12 protein-coding genes are annotated in these 17379 nt (G+C 44.4%); 10 read left to right on the top strand and 2 right to left on the bottom strand.

Annotated features, from left to right (window positions below; translation table 11 throughout):
* Positions 1–6: 6 nt before the first annotated feature.
* Positions 7–966: a hypothetical protein gene (locus FHW88_RS02370; protein ID WP_176622853.1), complete on the bottom strand. Its 960-nt coding sequence runs from the start codon at positions 964–966 to the stop codon at positions 7–9.
* A gap of 242 nt (positions 967–1208) precedes the next feature.
* Between FHW88_RS02370 and FHW88_RS02375 the strand changes: the two genes are divergently transcribed.
* The 6 genes from FHW88_RS02375 (at position 1209) to FHW88_RS02400 (ending at position 7276) form a co-directional block, all read left to right on the top strand.
* Positions 1209–1634: a type IV pilin protein gene (locus tag FHW88_RS02375; protein WP_176622855.1), complete on the top strand. Its 426-nt coding sequence runs from the start codon at positions 1209–1211 to the stop codon at positions 1632–1634.
* 1 nt (position 1635) lies between these two features.
* Positions 1636–2163 (top strand): hypothetical protein, encoded by a 528-nt coding sequence (locus FHW88_RS02380; protein WP_176622857.1) that lies wholly within the window; start codon positions 1636–1638, stop codon positions 2161–2163.
* The gene (locus tag FHW88_RS02385) at positions 2160–3593 is read left to right on the top strand and encodes a GspE/PulE family protein (protein ID WP_176622860.1); all 1434 of its coding nucleotides are present in this window, start codon (positions 2160–2162) and stop codon (positions 3591–3593) included. The genes FHW88_RS02380 and FHW88_RS02385 overlap by 4 nt, the downstream gene beginning before the upstream one ends.
* Before the next feature lie 69 nt (positions 3594–3662).
* Entirely contained in the window at positions 3663–5528 is a 1866-nt protein-coding gene (locus tag FHW88_RS02390) for a type II secretion system protein GspD (protein ID WP_218117117.1), read from the top strand.
* Between the two features lie 4 nt (positions 5529–5532).
* Entirely contained in the window at positions 5533–6747 is a 1215-nt protein-coding gene (locus tag FHW88_RS02395; protein WP_176622862.1) for a hypothetical protein, read from the top strand.
* Position 6748: 1 nt separating this feature from the next.
* Positions 6749–7276 (top strand): hypothetical protein, encoded by a 528-nt coding sequence (locus FHW88_RS02400; protein WP_176622864.1) that lies wholly within the window; start codon positions 6749–6751, stop codon positions 7274–7276.
* Positions 7277–7572: 296 nt separating this feature from the next.
* Here the strand turns inward: FHW88_RS02400 and FHW88_RS02405 are convergent, their stop codons facing one another.
* Positions 7573–7797, bottom strand: a complete 225-nt coding sequence (locus FHW88_RS02405; protein WP_176622866.1) for a hypothetical protein — start codon at positions 7795–7797, stop codon at positions 7573–7575.
* A 621-nt stretch (positions 7798–8418) separates the two neighbouring features.
* On the opposite strand from FHW88_RS02405, the gene FHW88_RS02410 reads away from it, so the two are divergent.
* From FHW88_RS02410 to FHW88_RS02425, 4 genes are all read left to right on the top strand, one after another.
* The gene (locus tag FHW88_RS02410) at positions 8419–9312 is read left to right on the top strand and encodes a hypothetical protein (RefSeq protein WP_176622868.1); all 894 of its coding nucleotides are present in this window, start codon (positions 8419–8421) and stop codon (positions 9310–9312) included.
* A gap of 181 nt (positions 9313–9493) precedes the next feature.
* Positions 9494–13078, top strand: coding sequence for a hypothetical protein (locus tag FHW88_RS02415; RefSeq protein WP_176622870.1), 3585 nt, complete (start codon positions 9494–9496; stop codon positions 13076–13078).
* A 142-nt stretch (positions 13079–13220) separates the two neighbouring features.
* Positions 13221–16691, top strand: coding sequence for an RHS repeat domain-containing protein (locus FHW88_RS02420; protein ID WP_176622872.1), 3471 nt, complete (start codon positions 13221–13223; stop codon positions 16689–16691).
* Positions 16691–17086: a hypothetical protein gene (locus tag FHW88_RS02425; protein WP_176622873.1), complete on the top strand. Its 396-nt coding sequence runs from the start codon at positions 16691–16693 to the stop codon at positions 17084–17086. The genes FHW88_RS02420 and FHW88_RS02425 overlap by 1 nt, the downstream gene beginning before the upstream one ends.
* The last annotated feature ends 293 nt before the right edge of the window (positions 17087–17379 follow it).

Below are 17379 nucleotides of genomic sequence, written 5' to 3' on the forward strand. Positions count from 1 at the left end.
TGCCTGTTATTGCAGTACAAAACTTTGCAGCGCGGAGGGAGTACTTTCATTGCCGGCTGCATCGAGCGCGGTAACCTGCCAGTAGATCCTTTCCCCGGACGAGCCCAGGGTAAAGCTGTAAGCGTTGGTATTCAGTAAAGCAGGAAACGCCGTGCTGTACAAGGTAGTCGAGTTTGCCTTGTATACATATAGTTTATAATTGGATGCCGTGGCCGATTTCGTCCATTGCAGACTAACCGGTTTGCTGACTACCGCATTGTTTTGCGGTGAGGAAAGCGTCACGCCGGCAGGGGCGGTGGAATCGAAGCTGATATTATTGACAACAGACCATTTTGATTGTTCTGTCGTGTTCTCTGCCCGCACCCGCCATTGATAAGTCTGGTCTTTCGGAAATTTATAAGTATACTGCTGGCCCGGGATGGTCAGGTCAATAAGAATGTGGCTGGCATCAGCGAAATTATTGGTATCCGCCTGGATGTGGTAGTTCACAGCACTGAACAATGAAGCCCATTTAAAAGTTACGCTGCTTTGATTAGTGACGGTATTGTTGGCAGGAGAACCAAGGATCACCGTTTGAGCCGTAAGCGAAGAAGGAATGACGGTAAGGTGGTTGGGCGTGCTGAATTCCGTTTGCGAGCTGCCGTTTTCTGCCCTTACCCGCCATTGATATTCGCCTGGATCAAGCGTTAACGTAAAGCGGTTACCTTTAACCAACGTATCTGCAACCAGGCCGCCAATGGTGTCAAAGCCTGGTGTCACAACCTGCAGGCGATAGGAGAGCGCATCTTCCACTTCATCCCACCAAAAATTAATATTATAGTTCGTGCTCTCGTATTTATCGGAAGGCGCCTTGAGCGTTACCGGCCGCCTGCTGATGTTCGGTTCGATAAAATCCTTGCAGGCTGACAGGGAACATATCAACAGGGCAAACAAGGTAAACTGGATCTGTGCTGGTCTAAGTTTCATTTCGACTAAATTAAAAATAATTCGTGAAAAGGCATACAATGATTTTGAACCCAAGGTTAGCAGGCTTTTCTGTGCAATGGGAAACGATAGATGCTTATACGGGGGTAACTTGTTCGTGATGAATAATATTCTTCATTTTAACACGCAATAAATAAACTTTAACCAGCTGAAAATCAAATATTATTAAATGAGAACATTTGCATCAAAATAAATATTTGTTAGCTTAGTGCTGAAATTTGATAATGAAGTTACCTAAATTAAAATCACAAAAGCGCCTTGCCGCGTACACGCTTACCGAGATCCTCGTCGTTTTGGTAATCATCGGGATATTGGTTTTACTGGTATTGCCCAACCTGCTTCCTTTAATTACGAAGGCCAAAAGTACTGAGGCCAAATTACAGCTCAATCATTTACAGGTATTAGAAAAAAATTATTTCTACGAGCACTCCAAATATTCCAAAGATCTTACCGAACTGGGTTTTATCCAGGAAAAACTGAGTACGGAGGGAAAGGATGCCAAAGCTAATTACCGGGTCGAGATCACCAACGCCTCTAACACCGGCTTTACAGCCAAAGCTACGGCAGTCGTTGATTTTAACGGTAACGGTACTTTTAATGTTTGGGAAATTGACCAGGACAAGAACCTGAAAGAAGTAACCCCGGATTGAGGTGTCGCTGGTTTTAAAATTGATCATCCTGACGGTGCTTGGCGCTTTGGCAGTGCAGGATTTTAAGAGCCGGTCGGTATATTGGTTTTGGTTCCCTTTGTTAGCGGTTGCTTTTGCCGGTATGCACTGGTTCAGGTTTCGTAGACTGGAAGATTACTGGGAACCGGTTACTTTCAATCTACTTTTTGTCGGTTTGCAACTTGCTGTGCTGACCATATACTTTTCGCTCAAAGATGGGCGGATCATCGATATTACTCAGCAGCTTTTGGGCTGGGGGGATATTCTGTTCTTTTTAGCTGCCGCTTTTTATTTGTCAGTATTAAACTTCGTGTTTTTTTATGTGGCAAGTTTGATTGTGGTATTGTTTTGCTGGTTGTTGTGGCGGCTCATTTTAGCAAAAGACGCGGGCCACATCCCCCTTGCAGGGTTTCAATCTGTTTTATTGATTCTATTTTTGATGGCCGACTGGTGGTGTTTTCACTTCGATGTGACAGCTGATAACTGGTTGCGTCATATGCTTTTATTATGAGAAGCGGGGAAGAGATTTTATTATTAACCGAAAATATCCATTTGCTGAGCAAGGAGCAGGCCTGGCATTACCGTGTTCTTCCAAAAAACGGTACCGACCTCCGAATGGAATTGTATTGTGAAGCAGGAGCGGAAGGTGATAGCCTCGCTGCCGAACTGGAGGTGCTGTTGGGTAAAGAGGTGTTGCTGGAGCCGATTGAGGCCGGTATGATCGCCAGGCTGCTTTCCAAGTATTACCTGCGGGATAACGCTGTAGAGGGTACCACCCAACTGCAATTGAGCAACCATGCCGATGATTTTCTCGAAAACCTGATTGCAGAAGCGAAAAATCTGAAGAGCAGCGATATCCATATTGAACGGTATGAGCATAAATGCCGGGTTAGGATCCGGATTGATGGCATGATGGTAGAGCGTTACCTGCTTAAAAATGACGATTACCCGGCACTGATCAACAAAATCAAGATCTACGCCAATCTGGACATTGCCGAAAAACGGCTGCCACAAGACGGCAGGATCAACTTTAAAAGCGGGGATAGCCAGTTTGATATCCGTGTTTCCGTATTGCCAACTTTATATGGTGAAAAGGTGGTGTTGAGATTGTTAAACAATGATGCGACAGATATCGATCTGAACAGCCTTGGGTTTTCGGGTTTTGACCTGGAAAATTACCTGCAGGGTGTAAAGCGCCCCAATGGTATCCTGCTGATCAGCGGACCTACCGGTTCAGGGAAGACAACCACATTGTATGCGACGTTAAAGTTATTGAATAAAGAGACCCGGAATATCCTGACCATTGAGGATCCGGTGGAATATACGCTGGAGGGGATCAACCAGGTACAGTTGAAAGAATCAATTGGGCTGGGTTTCGCGGCTGCGTTGCGCACGTTCCTGCGGCAGGACCCGGATGTGATCATGGTCGGCGAGATCAGGGACCCGGAAACCGCCAATATGGCGATCAGGGCGGCACTGACCGGTCACCTGGTATTGTCAACTATCCATACCAATTCAGCCTGGGGAACGGTGTCGCGCCTGATCGATATGGGGATCCCGCCTTTTTTGGTGGCGAACACATTAAGCACCACGGCAGCGCAACGTTTGATCAGGCTATTGTGCCCGCATTGCAAAACGCTGCATGATTTTGACAACTCGATGTATCCGCGCCAATACCGGCCTTCACGTGATGTAGCACATCATTACAAGCCGCATGGCTGTGAACAGTGTTACTATACAGGCTATAAAGGAAGGAAAGCGATTTATGAAGTAATCCCGATTGATCTTGAGCTGGCCGAAGAGATTAAGAGAGGAAACGCTAATATCCACCGGCTACTGACGGACCGCGGCATCCATACACTGGCAGAAAATGCATTTCAGGTATTCAGCGAGGGACATACTTCAATTGATGAGATTTACCCGCTGTTATTTAATTATTAAGGAGATATGGGGAAAAGATTTTTACTTTTTTTATTTTTTATCATTGCTGCCGGGTGCCTGAGCCCAACTATGGCTCAGGAAACGGAACGCATCCAAGGGATCCATCAGAAACTGGATGACCTGGCAGGCAAGGTGCCTGGCCTGAGCCAGCGTGTACAACTGAGGGTTAGCGGGGTTTCGATCCGGGAATACCTGAATTCATTGGCACGTGCCAATGAATTGAATATCAGCGTTGACCCGGCGCTGACAGTAATCGTTTACGATACATTTAACAATGCGACAGCAGCCAATATTCTCATGTTGCTGGCGCAAAAGTATAACCTGGATATCTCGGTAGTGGGAACGATTATTTACGTGACCCCCTTTCAGGACCCCAATCGTTTTGTAAAGCCGCCGGTAAAGGATATCAACGCGAAGTATAACAAGACTGATAACACCTTATCGCTTGAATTACAGAATGACAGTCTGCCCGCGGTAGCCAAAAAGATCAGCCAGGTCTCCGGCAAAAACGTGATCGTGCCGGGCTCATTACAGGGTAAGCTGGTTACGGCCTTTATTGCCGGCGCTCCGTTTGAAGGAGCATTGGAAAAGCTGGCCTACACTAATGAATTAAAAATGGTCAAGACTGCAGATGGCTTTTACCTTTTTCAACCGCTCGGGGAGAACGAGGAACTCTATGTCAATGGCGATAGAAATACGTCGGTCCGTAAAAATTTCCGGCCGGCTGGCGCTGTTACTGGGGGCGCGACAGGTTTGTACGTGAGGATAGTAAACGGGCAAAAGCTGATCTCCGCTGATGCGGTCAACGCGCCAATTAACGACATGGTTAAACAAGCCTCGCAGGAAACGGGCAAAAGCTATTCGATCTACTCGGAGATCAAAGGAAATATTACGCTGCATGTAACGGACGTAAGTTATGATACTTTCCTCAACCTCCTGTTTAAAAGTACGGAGTACACTTTCCATGCCGAAGGAGGGATCTATATTATCGGTGACCGCAAACAGGAGGGTTTAAGGTCTTACCGGGCGATCCACCTGCAGAACCGCGCGATCGATACGGTGATGATGATGATCCCGTCTGACTGGAAACGGGGCCTGGAGATCAAAGAATTTCGTGAACAGAACATCCTGCTCGTATCGGGGTCGGACGCTCAAATCAACGAGGTAGAAGCTTTTGTCAAGCAGTTGGATGTTTTGGTGCCAAGCGTGTTGGTGGAGGTGACATTGATCGATATTCATAAATCCAATACCATATCCACCGGGATCTCTGCGGGTGTTTCCGATAGTGTAAAAACAGGGGGAACAGTACTTTCCGGCCTGGACTATACGTTTGGGGCCAAATCGATCAACGGCTTCCTGAGCAGCCTGAGTAAAAACAGCTCTATCAACCTGGGCCGGGTGACCCCCAATTTTTATATCAGCCTCAAAGCGCTGGAGGAAAGCAATAATGTCGATGTTCGTTCAGTACCCAAGCTGGTCGCCCTGAACGGGCATACCGCTAAAATGAGCATCGGCAGTAAAAGATATTATAAAAATACAACCCAGAATGTGATCACAACGACGGCGACGCAATCCATTTTTTCCAACGTGTACGAGGCGGTGAATGCCGACCTGTCGATTGGGATCAAACCGCTCGTGTCGGGCAATGATGAGGTTACGCTTGGCATCAGCGTCAATATTTCTGACTTCACCTCTATTCCAACAGACGGCTCACCTCCGCCCCAGTCGATCAGCAAGTTCGAGACCAGCTTGCGGGTACATAGTGAAGACACCATTGTACTGGGCGGCATTGAGAGGACGGAGAGTGATGAAAGCGGCTCAGGTATTCCTATTCTGTCGAGGATCCCGGTATTAAAATGGATCTTCAGCAGCAGGACTAAAACCAAATCAAAAGTAGTAAGCGTATTGTTTATTAAATCGACCATTATCAGATAGGTATATGGCAGTGTTGGATCGCTTTTACGGAATTAAGGAGGCAGCAGGACTGGGTATTGTTATTAGCAAAGATGGCAGCGCCACAGTTAATTGCTGCCAGCTATCACTCGATGGTAAAAATCTTTCCTTTGAAAACAAACTTATCGGGGTAAGCTTGCCGGTAATAAAAAAACAAGTTAAGGCGGGTATACCTCTCAGTGTTAATATCTCGGGCAGGGGGGTGCTGTATAAACAACTGGAGAGGATAGAGGACATTACCCCTTCGAACTTCTCCTCCGTATTGCCTAACGCATCCATAGATGATTTTTACGTACAGCATTTTCCTTCCGGCGAGTATTCTTTTGTGTCCGTGATCCGCAAAACAGAGGCCGACAAATGGTTGGAAGCTATTTCGGAGCAGGGGCTTTCCCCGCTTATGCTGAGCCTTGGGCCATTTCCAATAGTACATATCCTGCCGCAATTGAATATCTATGATGAAGAAATCTTGTTTGCAGGTATAAAAATTGCAAGATCGGCAGACAAAAACTGGGAAAAGGTCAGCTTTCATGAAGAATTCCAGGCACCTTATACCATTAAAGTAGAAAGCGAAGTATTAGACCAACAACTGTTGCTGCCATATGCGGCAGCTTTTCAGTTGCTGCTGTCGGGTAAACTTGACGCAGTTAAGGCAGATGTACCCGTTCTGGCATCGGCATTTGACAGACTAATCAATGACAGAAAATTTAAGGTAAACGGTATGGCCATCCTGCTGGTTTTCTTTGTTTTGCTGCTGGGCAATTTTGTGTGGCTTTCAGGGCTGAATGCTGAAAATACCAGGCTTGCAGCCGAAGTAAGCAATTCGGCCAGGACAAGTACGGATCAACAAGCCTTGAATGACGAAATCAGGCAGAAAGAATCGTTGTTGAAAGAGCTTGGCTGGGACGGCGGGATTAATAAAAGCAGTTTGATTGATCAGGCGGCGGCAATGATGCCACCCGAGATTACGTTGAAAGAGATCAGCATCAATCCGGTCGATGCCGCTGCTGACCATGGATTTGGTGGAATAAAATTCCGGGAACGGAAGATATTAATCCGCGGGGAGTCGGCGCAGATCATACCGGTCAATGAATGGGCAGCCCGGCTGAAATCAAAGAAATGGACAAAAAACGTGGAACTGGAAAGCTACAACTTCAACAATGAACTCAATACAGGTATATTCACGATAACGCTAACCTATTGATATGCTGAGATACTGGCCTTTTAAAAAAGTTTATCTGCTGGTCTTGGGGACAGTCTTGCTGGCTGCTGCAGGCTATGGCCTGGCCTTCAAGCATATGCTCCATGCCAAAAGCCTGAATAAACAACTGCGGGAGCAACTCGCACAACAAAACAATGCGACTGAGCAACCCGGGTATACGGACCGGAAAAATGCTAATCTGGACAGGATCATCAGTCTGTACCGTGCAGATACGCTGACGTACAGGAGCAGCGCGATCAATGCCATCGCCTTCCTGGCAGAAAAAAATAACGTCAAATTTGTAAGCGCACCCTTACAGGATAAAAACTATCATACGGAAAAATATATCCTTCAAAAACTGACCTTTTCCGGCGATTATTTTTCACTGCTGAAATTGCTGAACCAGTTACAGCAAGCAAACGGGACGGGTGGGATCCGTTCCTGTTCGCTTCGGGCGCCAACAAGGAATGAGGGCATCTCTGATAGCAGGATGATATTACTGGACGTGCTTTTTGAAGTTATCGTAAAGTAGGTTGGAAAAACCATTTTGGTTGACCCTGCTTCACCAATTTCGTTTGCATTCCTAAGTGTTTGATTACAATAATAGAATGTGGTCAGATTAAAATCGGTCGACAGGGGTCAATATGCTTTGGTTTATCCACCCTAACACCCGATCTGAAGCTGTCCGTCAACGGTAGCGTTCATGCTAAGTCTTTAGTAATCGACCTGAATGATTACGTATTAAAAAAAGAACATCGGCTCCCATCGTTAACAAAATTAAGAGTTATATCGACCGAAATCAACATTTGCCTCGTAAACCCGGATTTTTTAACCCTGATATTGCAAATAAGTGTGGATTTGAGAAAAATCAGCCGTGGGCATGCTCTGGTCAACATGAGATGTCCAGTTGAAGGTTGCACTTTTGTTGGGAACCTGCACAGTAAAACTGGTGCTGCAAGCCAAGCCGCCGTAACTTAGGTTGCTGCTGGATATATGTGTAGTAGTCGACCCAATGGTGAAATAAGCCATCGGCGATCCTTGGTCGAACATCATTTCTAATTTGTTTTAGCCTGTTGATTATGTCTTTCAACACAGAGACCTTTCCTGGTTTGGCTATTTAAAGAAGAGGTGGCTGGATATTAAATTTATTCTACGATGGCCCACCCCGGAAAAACCGTTTATCAAAAGCATAGCGACGGGTAAAAATTTGCAAACGTGTCCGGTGCTTCACCCTGAACCACCAGCCATCCTGCCTTTGCTGTATAAATAAACGCGCGAGCCTGGAAACAGCATAAATTTTCGATAATACCTTTGATTGTTAAATATGATTATATATCATTGTATGGAATTTTGAAATAACCTTACTTGTCACATGAAATCTGCATTAATCTTCCTTTGCAATCCTGATTTTTGTTCAATAGCGGCCATTAATCAAGGATCTACTTTCCTTAAAAAAGAGCATCTGGTACAGTTGCGCAACAGCATTTACAAAAATAGCTTTCATCAATTCACGATCAGTTATAACGGTTGCTGATCTCATAAAGAAGCTACAACTGCACGCTTTAAACACCACGAGAAACAATTTTTGCCCCACCAGGCAAGTCAAAGCTTTGGTCTGACGCTTAACACTGATTATCAATTACCAGGGACAATACAATAATTCTAACTAAACTCATGAAAAGGCTAACCTTAATCACAACACTGTTCGTTTTTATATCGAACTGTCTTTTTGCCCAATGGACCGCGAATGGAGCAAACATCTATTATAATGGCGGAAAAGTAGGAATCGGAACAACAACCCCAAGCTATCCACTTACTTTGAACAACACGTCGGAGACCGGTATCCAAACTATTTATAACGGGACCTCTGTGTATTTAAGCCACGGAGGATGGGGTATGGGAGCGGGTAAGTTTGGTATAGGAAATCCATCGCTTCCAACACTTGTTATTAATGCAGTTGCAAACGGGCCAAGCTCTGTAGGTAATGTTGGGATTGGTACCGTAACTCCGATTGCTCCATTTCATGTATACACGAATACTGATATCTACGGAATAGTTACGGGAGACGATAGTCACTCCAACCTTCGTATATCGGGAACAGCTGGAGGGGCAGCGGGTTACGGATTATTACAAACGTTTATTGGCGGAGGAGCTACGACTGGAGGGATTTTGTCTTTACAAAGAGATGCGGGTAATGTAGGTATTGGTACGTCAGACACCAAAGGCTATAAACTTGCAGTGAACGGTAGCTTTATTGCGACTTCAGTCACAGTAAAACTTAACTCTGCCTGGCCAGACTATGTTTTCAAGCCCTCTTACCAACTCCCTTCCTTATCAGAAGTTAAAACTTATATCGACCAAAATCAACATTTACCCGAAATTCCTTCGGAGCAAGAGATGGCCAAGAACGGACTTGATGTGAGTGAAATGAACAAGTTGTTGATGAAAAAGGTAGAGGAATTGACTTTGTATCTGATCGAACATCAGCAACAAATAAAAGATCAGCAGCAACAGATCAATGCGTTAAAAAAGCAAATGAGAGCGTTAAAGAAATCTAAAATAATTTAGGTCCGGCCCACTATTAACTTATGTAAAAGCTGACCTATACTATCGTACTTCTTCTGTTTGGGTTTTGGCAGGGCCATTGGACCGCTGCAGATCCTGACATCATTTTGCGTTAATTTCTGTAATTAAGCCTGGTTAGTTTTAATCACCTATTAAATCCACCTTGTACCAACTTATCACCTATATGAAAATTAAAATCTTCCTGACAATTATCCTGTTTTTCTTACTCTTAGTGTCGGTCAACCAATGTTACGCCCAGGCTTCGTTACCAAAGCGCGGAGCCAGTGCAATAGGTGACGCACCGCAGACCGGCAAATTGTTTAATGCAGCAGGATATGATAATGTCGAATACAATTCCGGAACCTTAAAAGTCGGGATCACGCTTTATGAGATCCGGGTAAATGATATCCGGGTACCTATCTCAATAAATTACAGTGCATTAGGAATTAAGCCGGGCCAGCGACCCAGTGTAGTAGGAATGGGTTGGGAACTCAATGCGGGGGGGGGGATGGTTGCTCAGATTAATGGACGGCCGGATAACGGTTCCGAAGGTATGAATTATTTGACAGGCGGAAACCCGATGCCAAGCGCCGGGATAGGGGGAGCTCTGGACCCTGTTAACAACAGCACCCACCGCGCTTTCCTGTATAATGCGATAGAAGGTAAGACGGATGGAGCCTGGGATGCTTATGCCATATCCACCCCTTCCGGCAGCGGAAGCATGATGCGTCCGACAGGAGTTCAGCTTACTTATCCTTACAACCCGTTAATGAAGTTCACTGATGATGGTTTGACGTTTGGTGACGGCCTGTATTACAACTTTGGTTCCGCCGCAAGGCGTTCGATCAGCAAGAGGAGTTTCCATTCTAAACAAGGTCCTGATTATGCTTATGACGATAGTTGGGTGCAGCCCTATCCCGATTACGATTACGAGCAACCCGTTATTGCCATATCATCAGCTAATCATAAACAGAAGGTTACATTCGATTATTTCGCTAACCCCCCTCAGCCCGCAGGAAAAATATCGACGTTGATGACGGTGCCCGTGTCAAGGGATGTTTATACGAACAATTATCCGTTCACGAAAACCAATTCATTTCATACACGGGAGCCAATGCTCACGCAAACAATGGAAAGCGTGACGGAAAAAAGGCTGGCTCAAATCAATTTTCCGGGAGGAAAAGTGAGCTTCACTTATGAAGCGCCACAGCCGTACAATAATAACGGTTATGCCTTGCAAAAAATGGAAGTAATGAAGGACAACGGCGGGGGTAACTTCTCCGTGTTAAAAACTTTTATTTTTACGTATGGCAGCAAAAAACCGGGCGGCCAATACATTGCCGGACATTATTTAGCTCAGATCGAAGTGTACGACGCCAATTTGGTCTACGCTTATGGCTGGAAATTCGGCTATATGAGTGATTACTTACCCATAGGGTATGATCAATACGGTATTCCGACCAATACGACTAAGGATGAATATGCCGTCGACCGATGGGGCTTTTACAACGGGAAAATCACCAATAAACATTTAATAGAGAATCCGGCAAATATGCTTTGCCTGCAAACCAAAAAGCATTACCCCATTCTCGGTTCTAGTGGTCAAACCGCTACCGGGATACCCAAAAAAAGCAGGGAAGCTCAGTTGCTGTTCGGTATGGGTACAAACGATATGCCTTTTGCTGACCGGGAATTTGTCTTTAATGAAGCGGTCAAAGGCACACTTTCAAGTGTTATTACCCCCACCGGTGAGCGAATCGAGTATGAGTATGAGCCTCATACATTTCGACATACCAGATGGACCTCGTTAACCGCCAATACTTCAGAGACACGTACGGGCGGAGGGTTCAGAATAAAGTCAATCCTCCATAAGGATAACCTGTCAGGAAAAACGCTTTTAAAGAAGATATATAAATACGGAATGGGAACATCCGAAACGTCCACGGACCTGGAGTCCGGGATTGGCATGGTCAATTACCCTTTAACCGCCCTGACAACAAATGTGCTCTATGAATATAATGACGCCCTGGGTACAGCGACACCTATGCAGGTGCAGGATTTGTCACTGTTATCGCATCCGGTAAATGATATGACGTACTCAGGGGGAAGCTATGCCACCTACGGATCTGTAGCCGAGTATGTGATCAAAGATACAATCGGCGCGGAGTTGACAACAAACCAATATAAGACCCAGTATTTTTTTGAGCCGCCATCCCGTGACATTATCCAGGATTATATTCAGGGAGATGCCGAGGCTATGGCGATTCCTACCGGATACATTAATCCTGGTGTTAAATATGACGTGAAGCTGGATAAACCCAAGCAGATCATCAAGTATATAACCCGGAAAAGCACGGTTAACGGAAGTATTTTTTTTGATAAGGCTTCGATTGAAAATTTCACTTGGGACCGATACTCTTCCCCGAGTTTGGGCAGTGCGACGAACGCTTATTTCGGAGGCGTTAACGGTATCAAATACGCATATTATAATTCAGCGGATAAGTTCCAGCATTGCGACCAGGTTTACGACAGCATTACACAACAATGGATTAATGTTTCTTGCAGCCCGGACCCTGCGAAGCCGGTCGCCGTTGATGCTTATTTCTATATGGCATTAGAGACCGAATCACAGAGTACTTTTTATCCCGATAAATATAATGGCCAGTTGCTTAATATGGACGGGATGTCCAATTGTTATAAATTATCCTGGCATGAAAAACAAGAATATAATAGTAACGCGCAGGTAATGCAAATCTCCCGGGAAGATTACTGGTATGGCAACATTAGCCATATGCAGCCAATGATGGTTACAAAAACCAATTCCATGGGTAAGAACAGGAAGGTAAGAATGCGCTATCCAAATGATTTCCCATCCCCGGCGCCTGCTGATGCTTCGTTGTTGATCAGTAAAGGAATGGGTGGCACCCCTATCGAAACCTTGTCGATAATGGATATTGGTACTAACGAATATATTCTGGGCGGTTCAGCAACCCGGTATAGCCTTGACCCGGCAAACCTTTTATATAATAATGAAAGTTATGCTTTGAATACAGGAAATAAACCGATTGTTTTTTCTGCTTATACCGGCCTGAACGACAGTCGTTACGAGCTTAAGCAAAGAACAACCAGGCTCAATAATTTTGAACAAACTGCCATACCTGCCAGTGCCAGGATCACCACGTTATGGGATAGCAAACGAATCAATCCATTGGCGCAGTTTACCGTTCCAAGATTTAATGATCCGACGTATAACAGCTTCAATGATATCGCCTTTTCCGGCTTTGAAGATGAGGAAAAGGGTAACTGGCAGTATAATTCGGCTAATGTTGGGATCGTTGCTTCGCCTACTGGGAGGTATGCATACAGCCTCTCCGGCGGGGCTATAAGCAAAGCTTCTCTCAATACTGCAATCACCTATATCTTAAGCTACTGGTCAAAGAACGGGACGCCTGTTATTACCGGTGGAACAATTGGTACGGCATCTGTTAAACGAACGTACCCCGGCGGATGGACATACTATGAACGCGAAGTGACCGGATCTTCGGCACTTAGTATTTCGGGTTCCGGTTACATCGATGAACTACGTCTGCACCCGATAAGCAGCAGTGTAAAAACGTTCAATTATGACCCGATCTTAGGAATGGTCAGCACTACTGACGTAAATGGCAGAACTGTTTACTACGAGTATGATCCGATGCAACGCTTATGGCAGGTGAAGGATTTGGACGGTAACATCCTGACGAGAACAATCTATAACCTTAAGAATTGAATTGCTGCGAATTGATCGGATCAATTTATTAAAAAATAAAGATCAATTGCCAAATGGTGTACGTCCGTATGCTGTGTGTTGGCGATAAATAACCAAATGCTTTTGAAATTAATTCAAACCCTGGACCTAAATACATCACGATATGAAGAAAATAGTCTTGTTATCCTTTTTTTGCCTGTTCTGTTCGAATTTAATGGCGCAGATTGAACTGGCTGGTTCCAGTTATTCGGGCAAGTATGTCGATCCCGTCAGCATCACCCTGAAAGATGGATTTTCAATCGCTCCTGGCGTTAGTTTCGAGGCCGTGATATTTTCAACGACCGCGCAAAGTCCGAGTGCCAATCACAACTATATTCAAACCTACAATGCCCGCAAAGAAGGTGTTTCGAACTTTTCGACAAATTATGACGCATCTGAATTGAGTACTACGATCGAATATCTGGACGCGATGGGGCGGCCGGAACAGACGGTAGCCTTAAAAGCAACACCAAAGTATAATGATATTGTTCAGACCTATCTCTATAATTATGCAGGCCAGCAACCTGTCAAATTTATACCCTATACTACTCTTTTCAGTACAGATGATCATGGCGTTTTTCGTGACAACGCAGTAGCCGAAACCTATTATTTTCATCAAAAGGTATCTCAGCCCGTATTCGGTATACAATCAAACCCATATCCTTTTGCTAAAGCCAGGATAGAAGATTCGGAAGATACCCGGGTAGTTGAACAAGGTTTCGCTTACGGGCCTGAGGGGCAGTTGACGGGTGACTACTATAACAGCGGTCATACCATAAAAACCAGCTATAACTCGGGGTCAGATGTGGCGCTTTATACAGCCAATATCGACCTGGCAACCGGTGCCCGCACTTTAAATCGTGTTAATAATAATGCTGTTTACGGAAGCCTGCAAATTGTAGAAACGACTATCAAGGATGAAAACTGGACTCCCGCAGACGGAGAATCCGGAATAACCAGGGAGTACCATGACAAAGATGGCCGTCTTATTTTGCGCAGGCAATACATGAGCAATGGAACCAACATCGAAAAATACTCGACTTATTACGTATATGATGACTTTGGTGATCTGATTTTTGTTTTACCACCCAAAGCAGAACCCGACAATACCACGGCTATTTCACCATCTGTGCTTGATAACCTTTGCTACCAGTACATGTACGATGGCCGCCATCGTTTGATAGAAAAGAAACTCCCGGGTAAGGACCGGGAATATTTTGTATATAATGATTTGGACCAGGTTATTTTGACCCAGGACGGCAGGCAACGGGCAATGACCCCCGATAAGCAATGGTCGGTGACCAAATACGACGGACAGGGAAGGGTGATACTTACGGGCACCTGCTTCCTTAACGATACAAGAGCAAACATTCAACTGGCCGCCAATGGCGTAGCCGTACAGTTCGAAGACAGGATCTATGCTGCGACAACGGGAACCGGATATACCTCCGCTACGTATCCCACTTCAGGTATTACTAATTTAACCATAAATTATTATGATAACTACCAGTTTCCGGGAGGCAATCCATATCCGATCAGCGGCGATATCGGGATGACCAGGGGACTGCTAACGGGGACTAAAACAGCTATTTTGGGTACAACAAATATGTTGTGGCATGTAACTTATTATGACAAAAAAGGTAACGTAGTCCGCAACTTTAAGCAGCATTATAAAGGGGGCGGTACGCCGAATACGGGGAATTACGATGATTATACAAACACCTATGATTTCAACGGAGCCGTTTTAACCACGTTACGCGTGCATAAAGTAAACAATGTACAGGCATTCTCCTCTTTGGTAGAGTTTGAATACGGACATACCGGTAAATTGATCAACACCTGGGAAACCATCAACGGGGGCACACGAACGTTGTTATCACAGTTGAAGTATTCGGATCTCTGGCATTTAAATTTCGACAAATTGCATTCGGTAAATAACGGCGGTTCATTTATTGAAACCATCAACAGTTATTATACAGCGCGAAACCTTCCAAAGTTTTCTTACTCGTCACAACATAATATTGGTTATGGTACTGAATATGGACCTCAATACAATGGCAATTTTAATTCTAAAAGTGTGTCGTTGGGTTCAGTGTATGACAGTAAATCGTTTGTGTACGATAAGCTGAACCGGTTAACCAGTGCCATAAGCTATCAAAATGCGCGCAACGAAACACTTACTTATGATAAAAATGGTAATATTCTCACCCTCACGAGAACAGGTGTGGGTTACGGCACACTCACCTATACCTATAAAAACAGCGGATTAAGTAACCAGATAGCTTCTATCACCGGAACAAACTTCAGCAGGGCCTACGATTACGATCAAAACGGAAATGCCACCACCGACGGGAGCGGCCTGTCTCTGGAGTATAACCTGCTGGATTTACCGAGCACTGTAAAAGCCGGTTCTACACTAAAATCAGATTATGTTTACACCGCTGACGCTCAAAAACTAAGAAATACGATTTATAACCCAAGCGGGAACGATGTTTATGAATATATAGACGGAATTGTTTATGTTAATGGAAGCATCAGCTTTGTTCAAACCCCTAAAGGCCGCGCCGTACCAAACGGGGGGCAATATAAATATATTTACGACCTGGCTGATGAACAGGGCAACGTATGGGGATCTATCGATGAATACCAGGGATCCTCAAGGATTATTCAGCAGGATGCTTACTACGCTTTTGGCTTACGTGCCGCGGTATCGGTTATTGGTAATGAAAACAAATACCTTTACAATGGTAAAGAAGAGCAGCAAGTGCTCAACAAACAATACGATTATGGCGCACGGTTTTATGACCCTGTAATTGCTAGATGGACAAGTGTTGATCCACTGATTGAAAAACATAATGAATGGACACCATACGCTATGGTTTACAATAACCCTATTAACCTAACTGACCCTGACGGAAGAGATACAATATTGAAGGGTGAAGGTTTTTTGTCAAATTCATGGCAGGGAATCAAAGATGGTGGTAATAGCACCCTTAAATTTCTCAAAAGTTTGGGCACTGGGCAAGGATGGCTAAATGTTGGGAAGGGCATAGAAAGTATGATTCCTTCGTTTGAAAACCGCTCGAACTTTGCGACGAAGGTAATAGGTCTATTTGAAGGAGCATCAAAGGTTCCTACTATGAATAAAGACCAGTTAGGACATGGCTTTGGTTACGGATTGGAAAAGGCCGGGGAAACCATTTTAATTAGTAAGGGATTTGGGGTTGCAGCAAATGTAAGCAGAAGTATATCTTTGACAACATCTGAAGGGTTTCTGTTTGGTTCATTCAAATTTACAACCCCTATGGACATACGTGTTGGCCTTTATGCATCGGAGAATACGTTTAAATATGGCACTTTTAAATGGAGTACAATAGCTCCTGAGGCACTTACCAAAACAGAAAATTTTGGAAGAAATATGTTGCAGATAACACCGGAGTTCCAGCCAAAGCTTGGACCATGGACTCCCCAAGTAATACCAGCTGGGAGCCAAATTCAAATCGGACTGGTTGGCCCTCAAAAAGGCATGGGCTTCGGGACCTGGCTACAAATTTATACCCCAACACCAACTCCATTTATTAAACCCATACCCTAATGATAGTTATAGAAACACCACACCACAACGTAGTTATAGATAATATTGACCAAGTTATCAGCATGGGCGGACCTTGGACAGGAGATTTAAAAATAGACAACAAACTTATATCGACAGGTTGTATCGTTGATAACGTACTTTATGACCCCGATTATTCTAGGTTAATATTTGTCAGATATCACAATATAGGGAAATGGCGGAAAGACAATTATTTTACTCTTAATATTGTTGATTTGAAGAGTAAAAAGCAATATGAGTCTATTATGCATTTCGACATGGTATTTATAACGCATATAACAGCTGATTATGTTGAAATAGTTAATGCTTTTCATGGAGAGGATTTATCAACGAAGAGAAACTATGAAATAGATGGAGGCTTTATATCAATTACATGAAATATCGACGCTTTCTAGTCAAGGTAGTTACCCTTTGCTGGCGTACGGTGCCCAGTGTGCCCAACATGGTAGCCCCCAGCTGCCGCAAGGCTGTGCCTTGTGGTAAGTATGTAAAGAAATAAAAGTGCATAATGTCGGATGAAATCAACATCTGGCATTTTTTGTAAATGAATAATCTGTTATTAGCTTTTACCGCCTTCGTTGGTGTTCTGCGGGTAGCCGTTGTTGTGTCTTGTGACTAACAACTGAATGTCTGAAAGGATTCCCGCGAGAATGGTCAACCCGGATGGTTC

Origin of the sequence: Mucilaginibacter sp. SG538B (genome assembly GCF_013376065.1) — a bacterium.
Taxonomy (GTDB): domain Bacteria; phylum Bacteroidota; class Bacteroidia; order Sphingobacteriales; family Sphingobacteriaceae; genus Mucilaginibacter; species Mucilaginibacter rubeus.

Bases quoted from the DNA above. Each gene is read 5' to 3' on its own strand.
- FHW88_RS02370 (WP_176622853.1), bottom strand. From the start codon at position 966: ATGAAACTTAGACCAGCACAGATCCAGTTTACCTTGTTTGCCCTGTTG.
- FHW88_RS02400 (WP_176622864.1), top strand. From the start codon at position 6,749: ATGCTGAGATACTGGCCTTTTAAAAAAGTTTATCTGCTGGTCTTGGGG.
- FHW88_RS02385 (WP_176622860.1), top strand. From the start codon at position 2,160: ATGAGAAGCGGGGAAGAGATTTTATTATTAACCGAAAATATCCATTTG.
- FHW88_RS02420 (WP_176622872.1), top strand. From the start codon at position 13,221: ATGAAGAAAATAGTCTTGTTATCCTTTTTTTGCCTGTTCTGTTCGAAT.
- FHW88_RS02395 (WP_176622862.1), top strand. From the start codon at position 5,533: ATGGCAGTGTTGGATCGCTTTTACGGAATTAAGGAGGCAGCAGGACTG.
- FHW88_RS02415 (WP_176622870.1), top strand. From the start codon at position 9,494: ATGAAAATTAAAATCTTCCTGACAATTATCCTGTTTTTCTTACTCTTA.
- FHW88_RS02375 (WP_176622855.1), top strand. From the start codon at position 1,209: ATGAAGTTACCTAAATTAAAATCACAAAAGCGCCTTGCCGCGTACACG.
- FHW88_RS02390 (WP_218117117.1), top strand. From the start codon at position 3,663: ATGGCTCAGGAAACGGAACGCATCCAAGGGATCCATCAGAAACTGGAT.
- FHW88_RS02425 (WP_176622873.1), top strand. From the start codon at position 16,691: ATGATAGTTATAGAAACACCACACCACAACGTAGTTATAGATAATATT.
- FHW88_RS02405 (WP_176622866.1), bottom strand. From the start codon at position 7,797: ATGATGTTCGACCAAGGATCGCCGATGGCTTATTTCACCATTGGGTCG.
- FHW88_RS02410 (WP_176622868.1), top strand. From the start codon at position 8,419: ATGAAAAGGCTAACCTTAATCACAACACTGTTCGTTTTTATATCGAAC.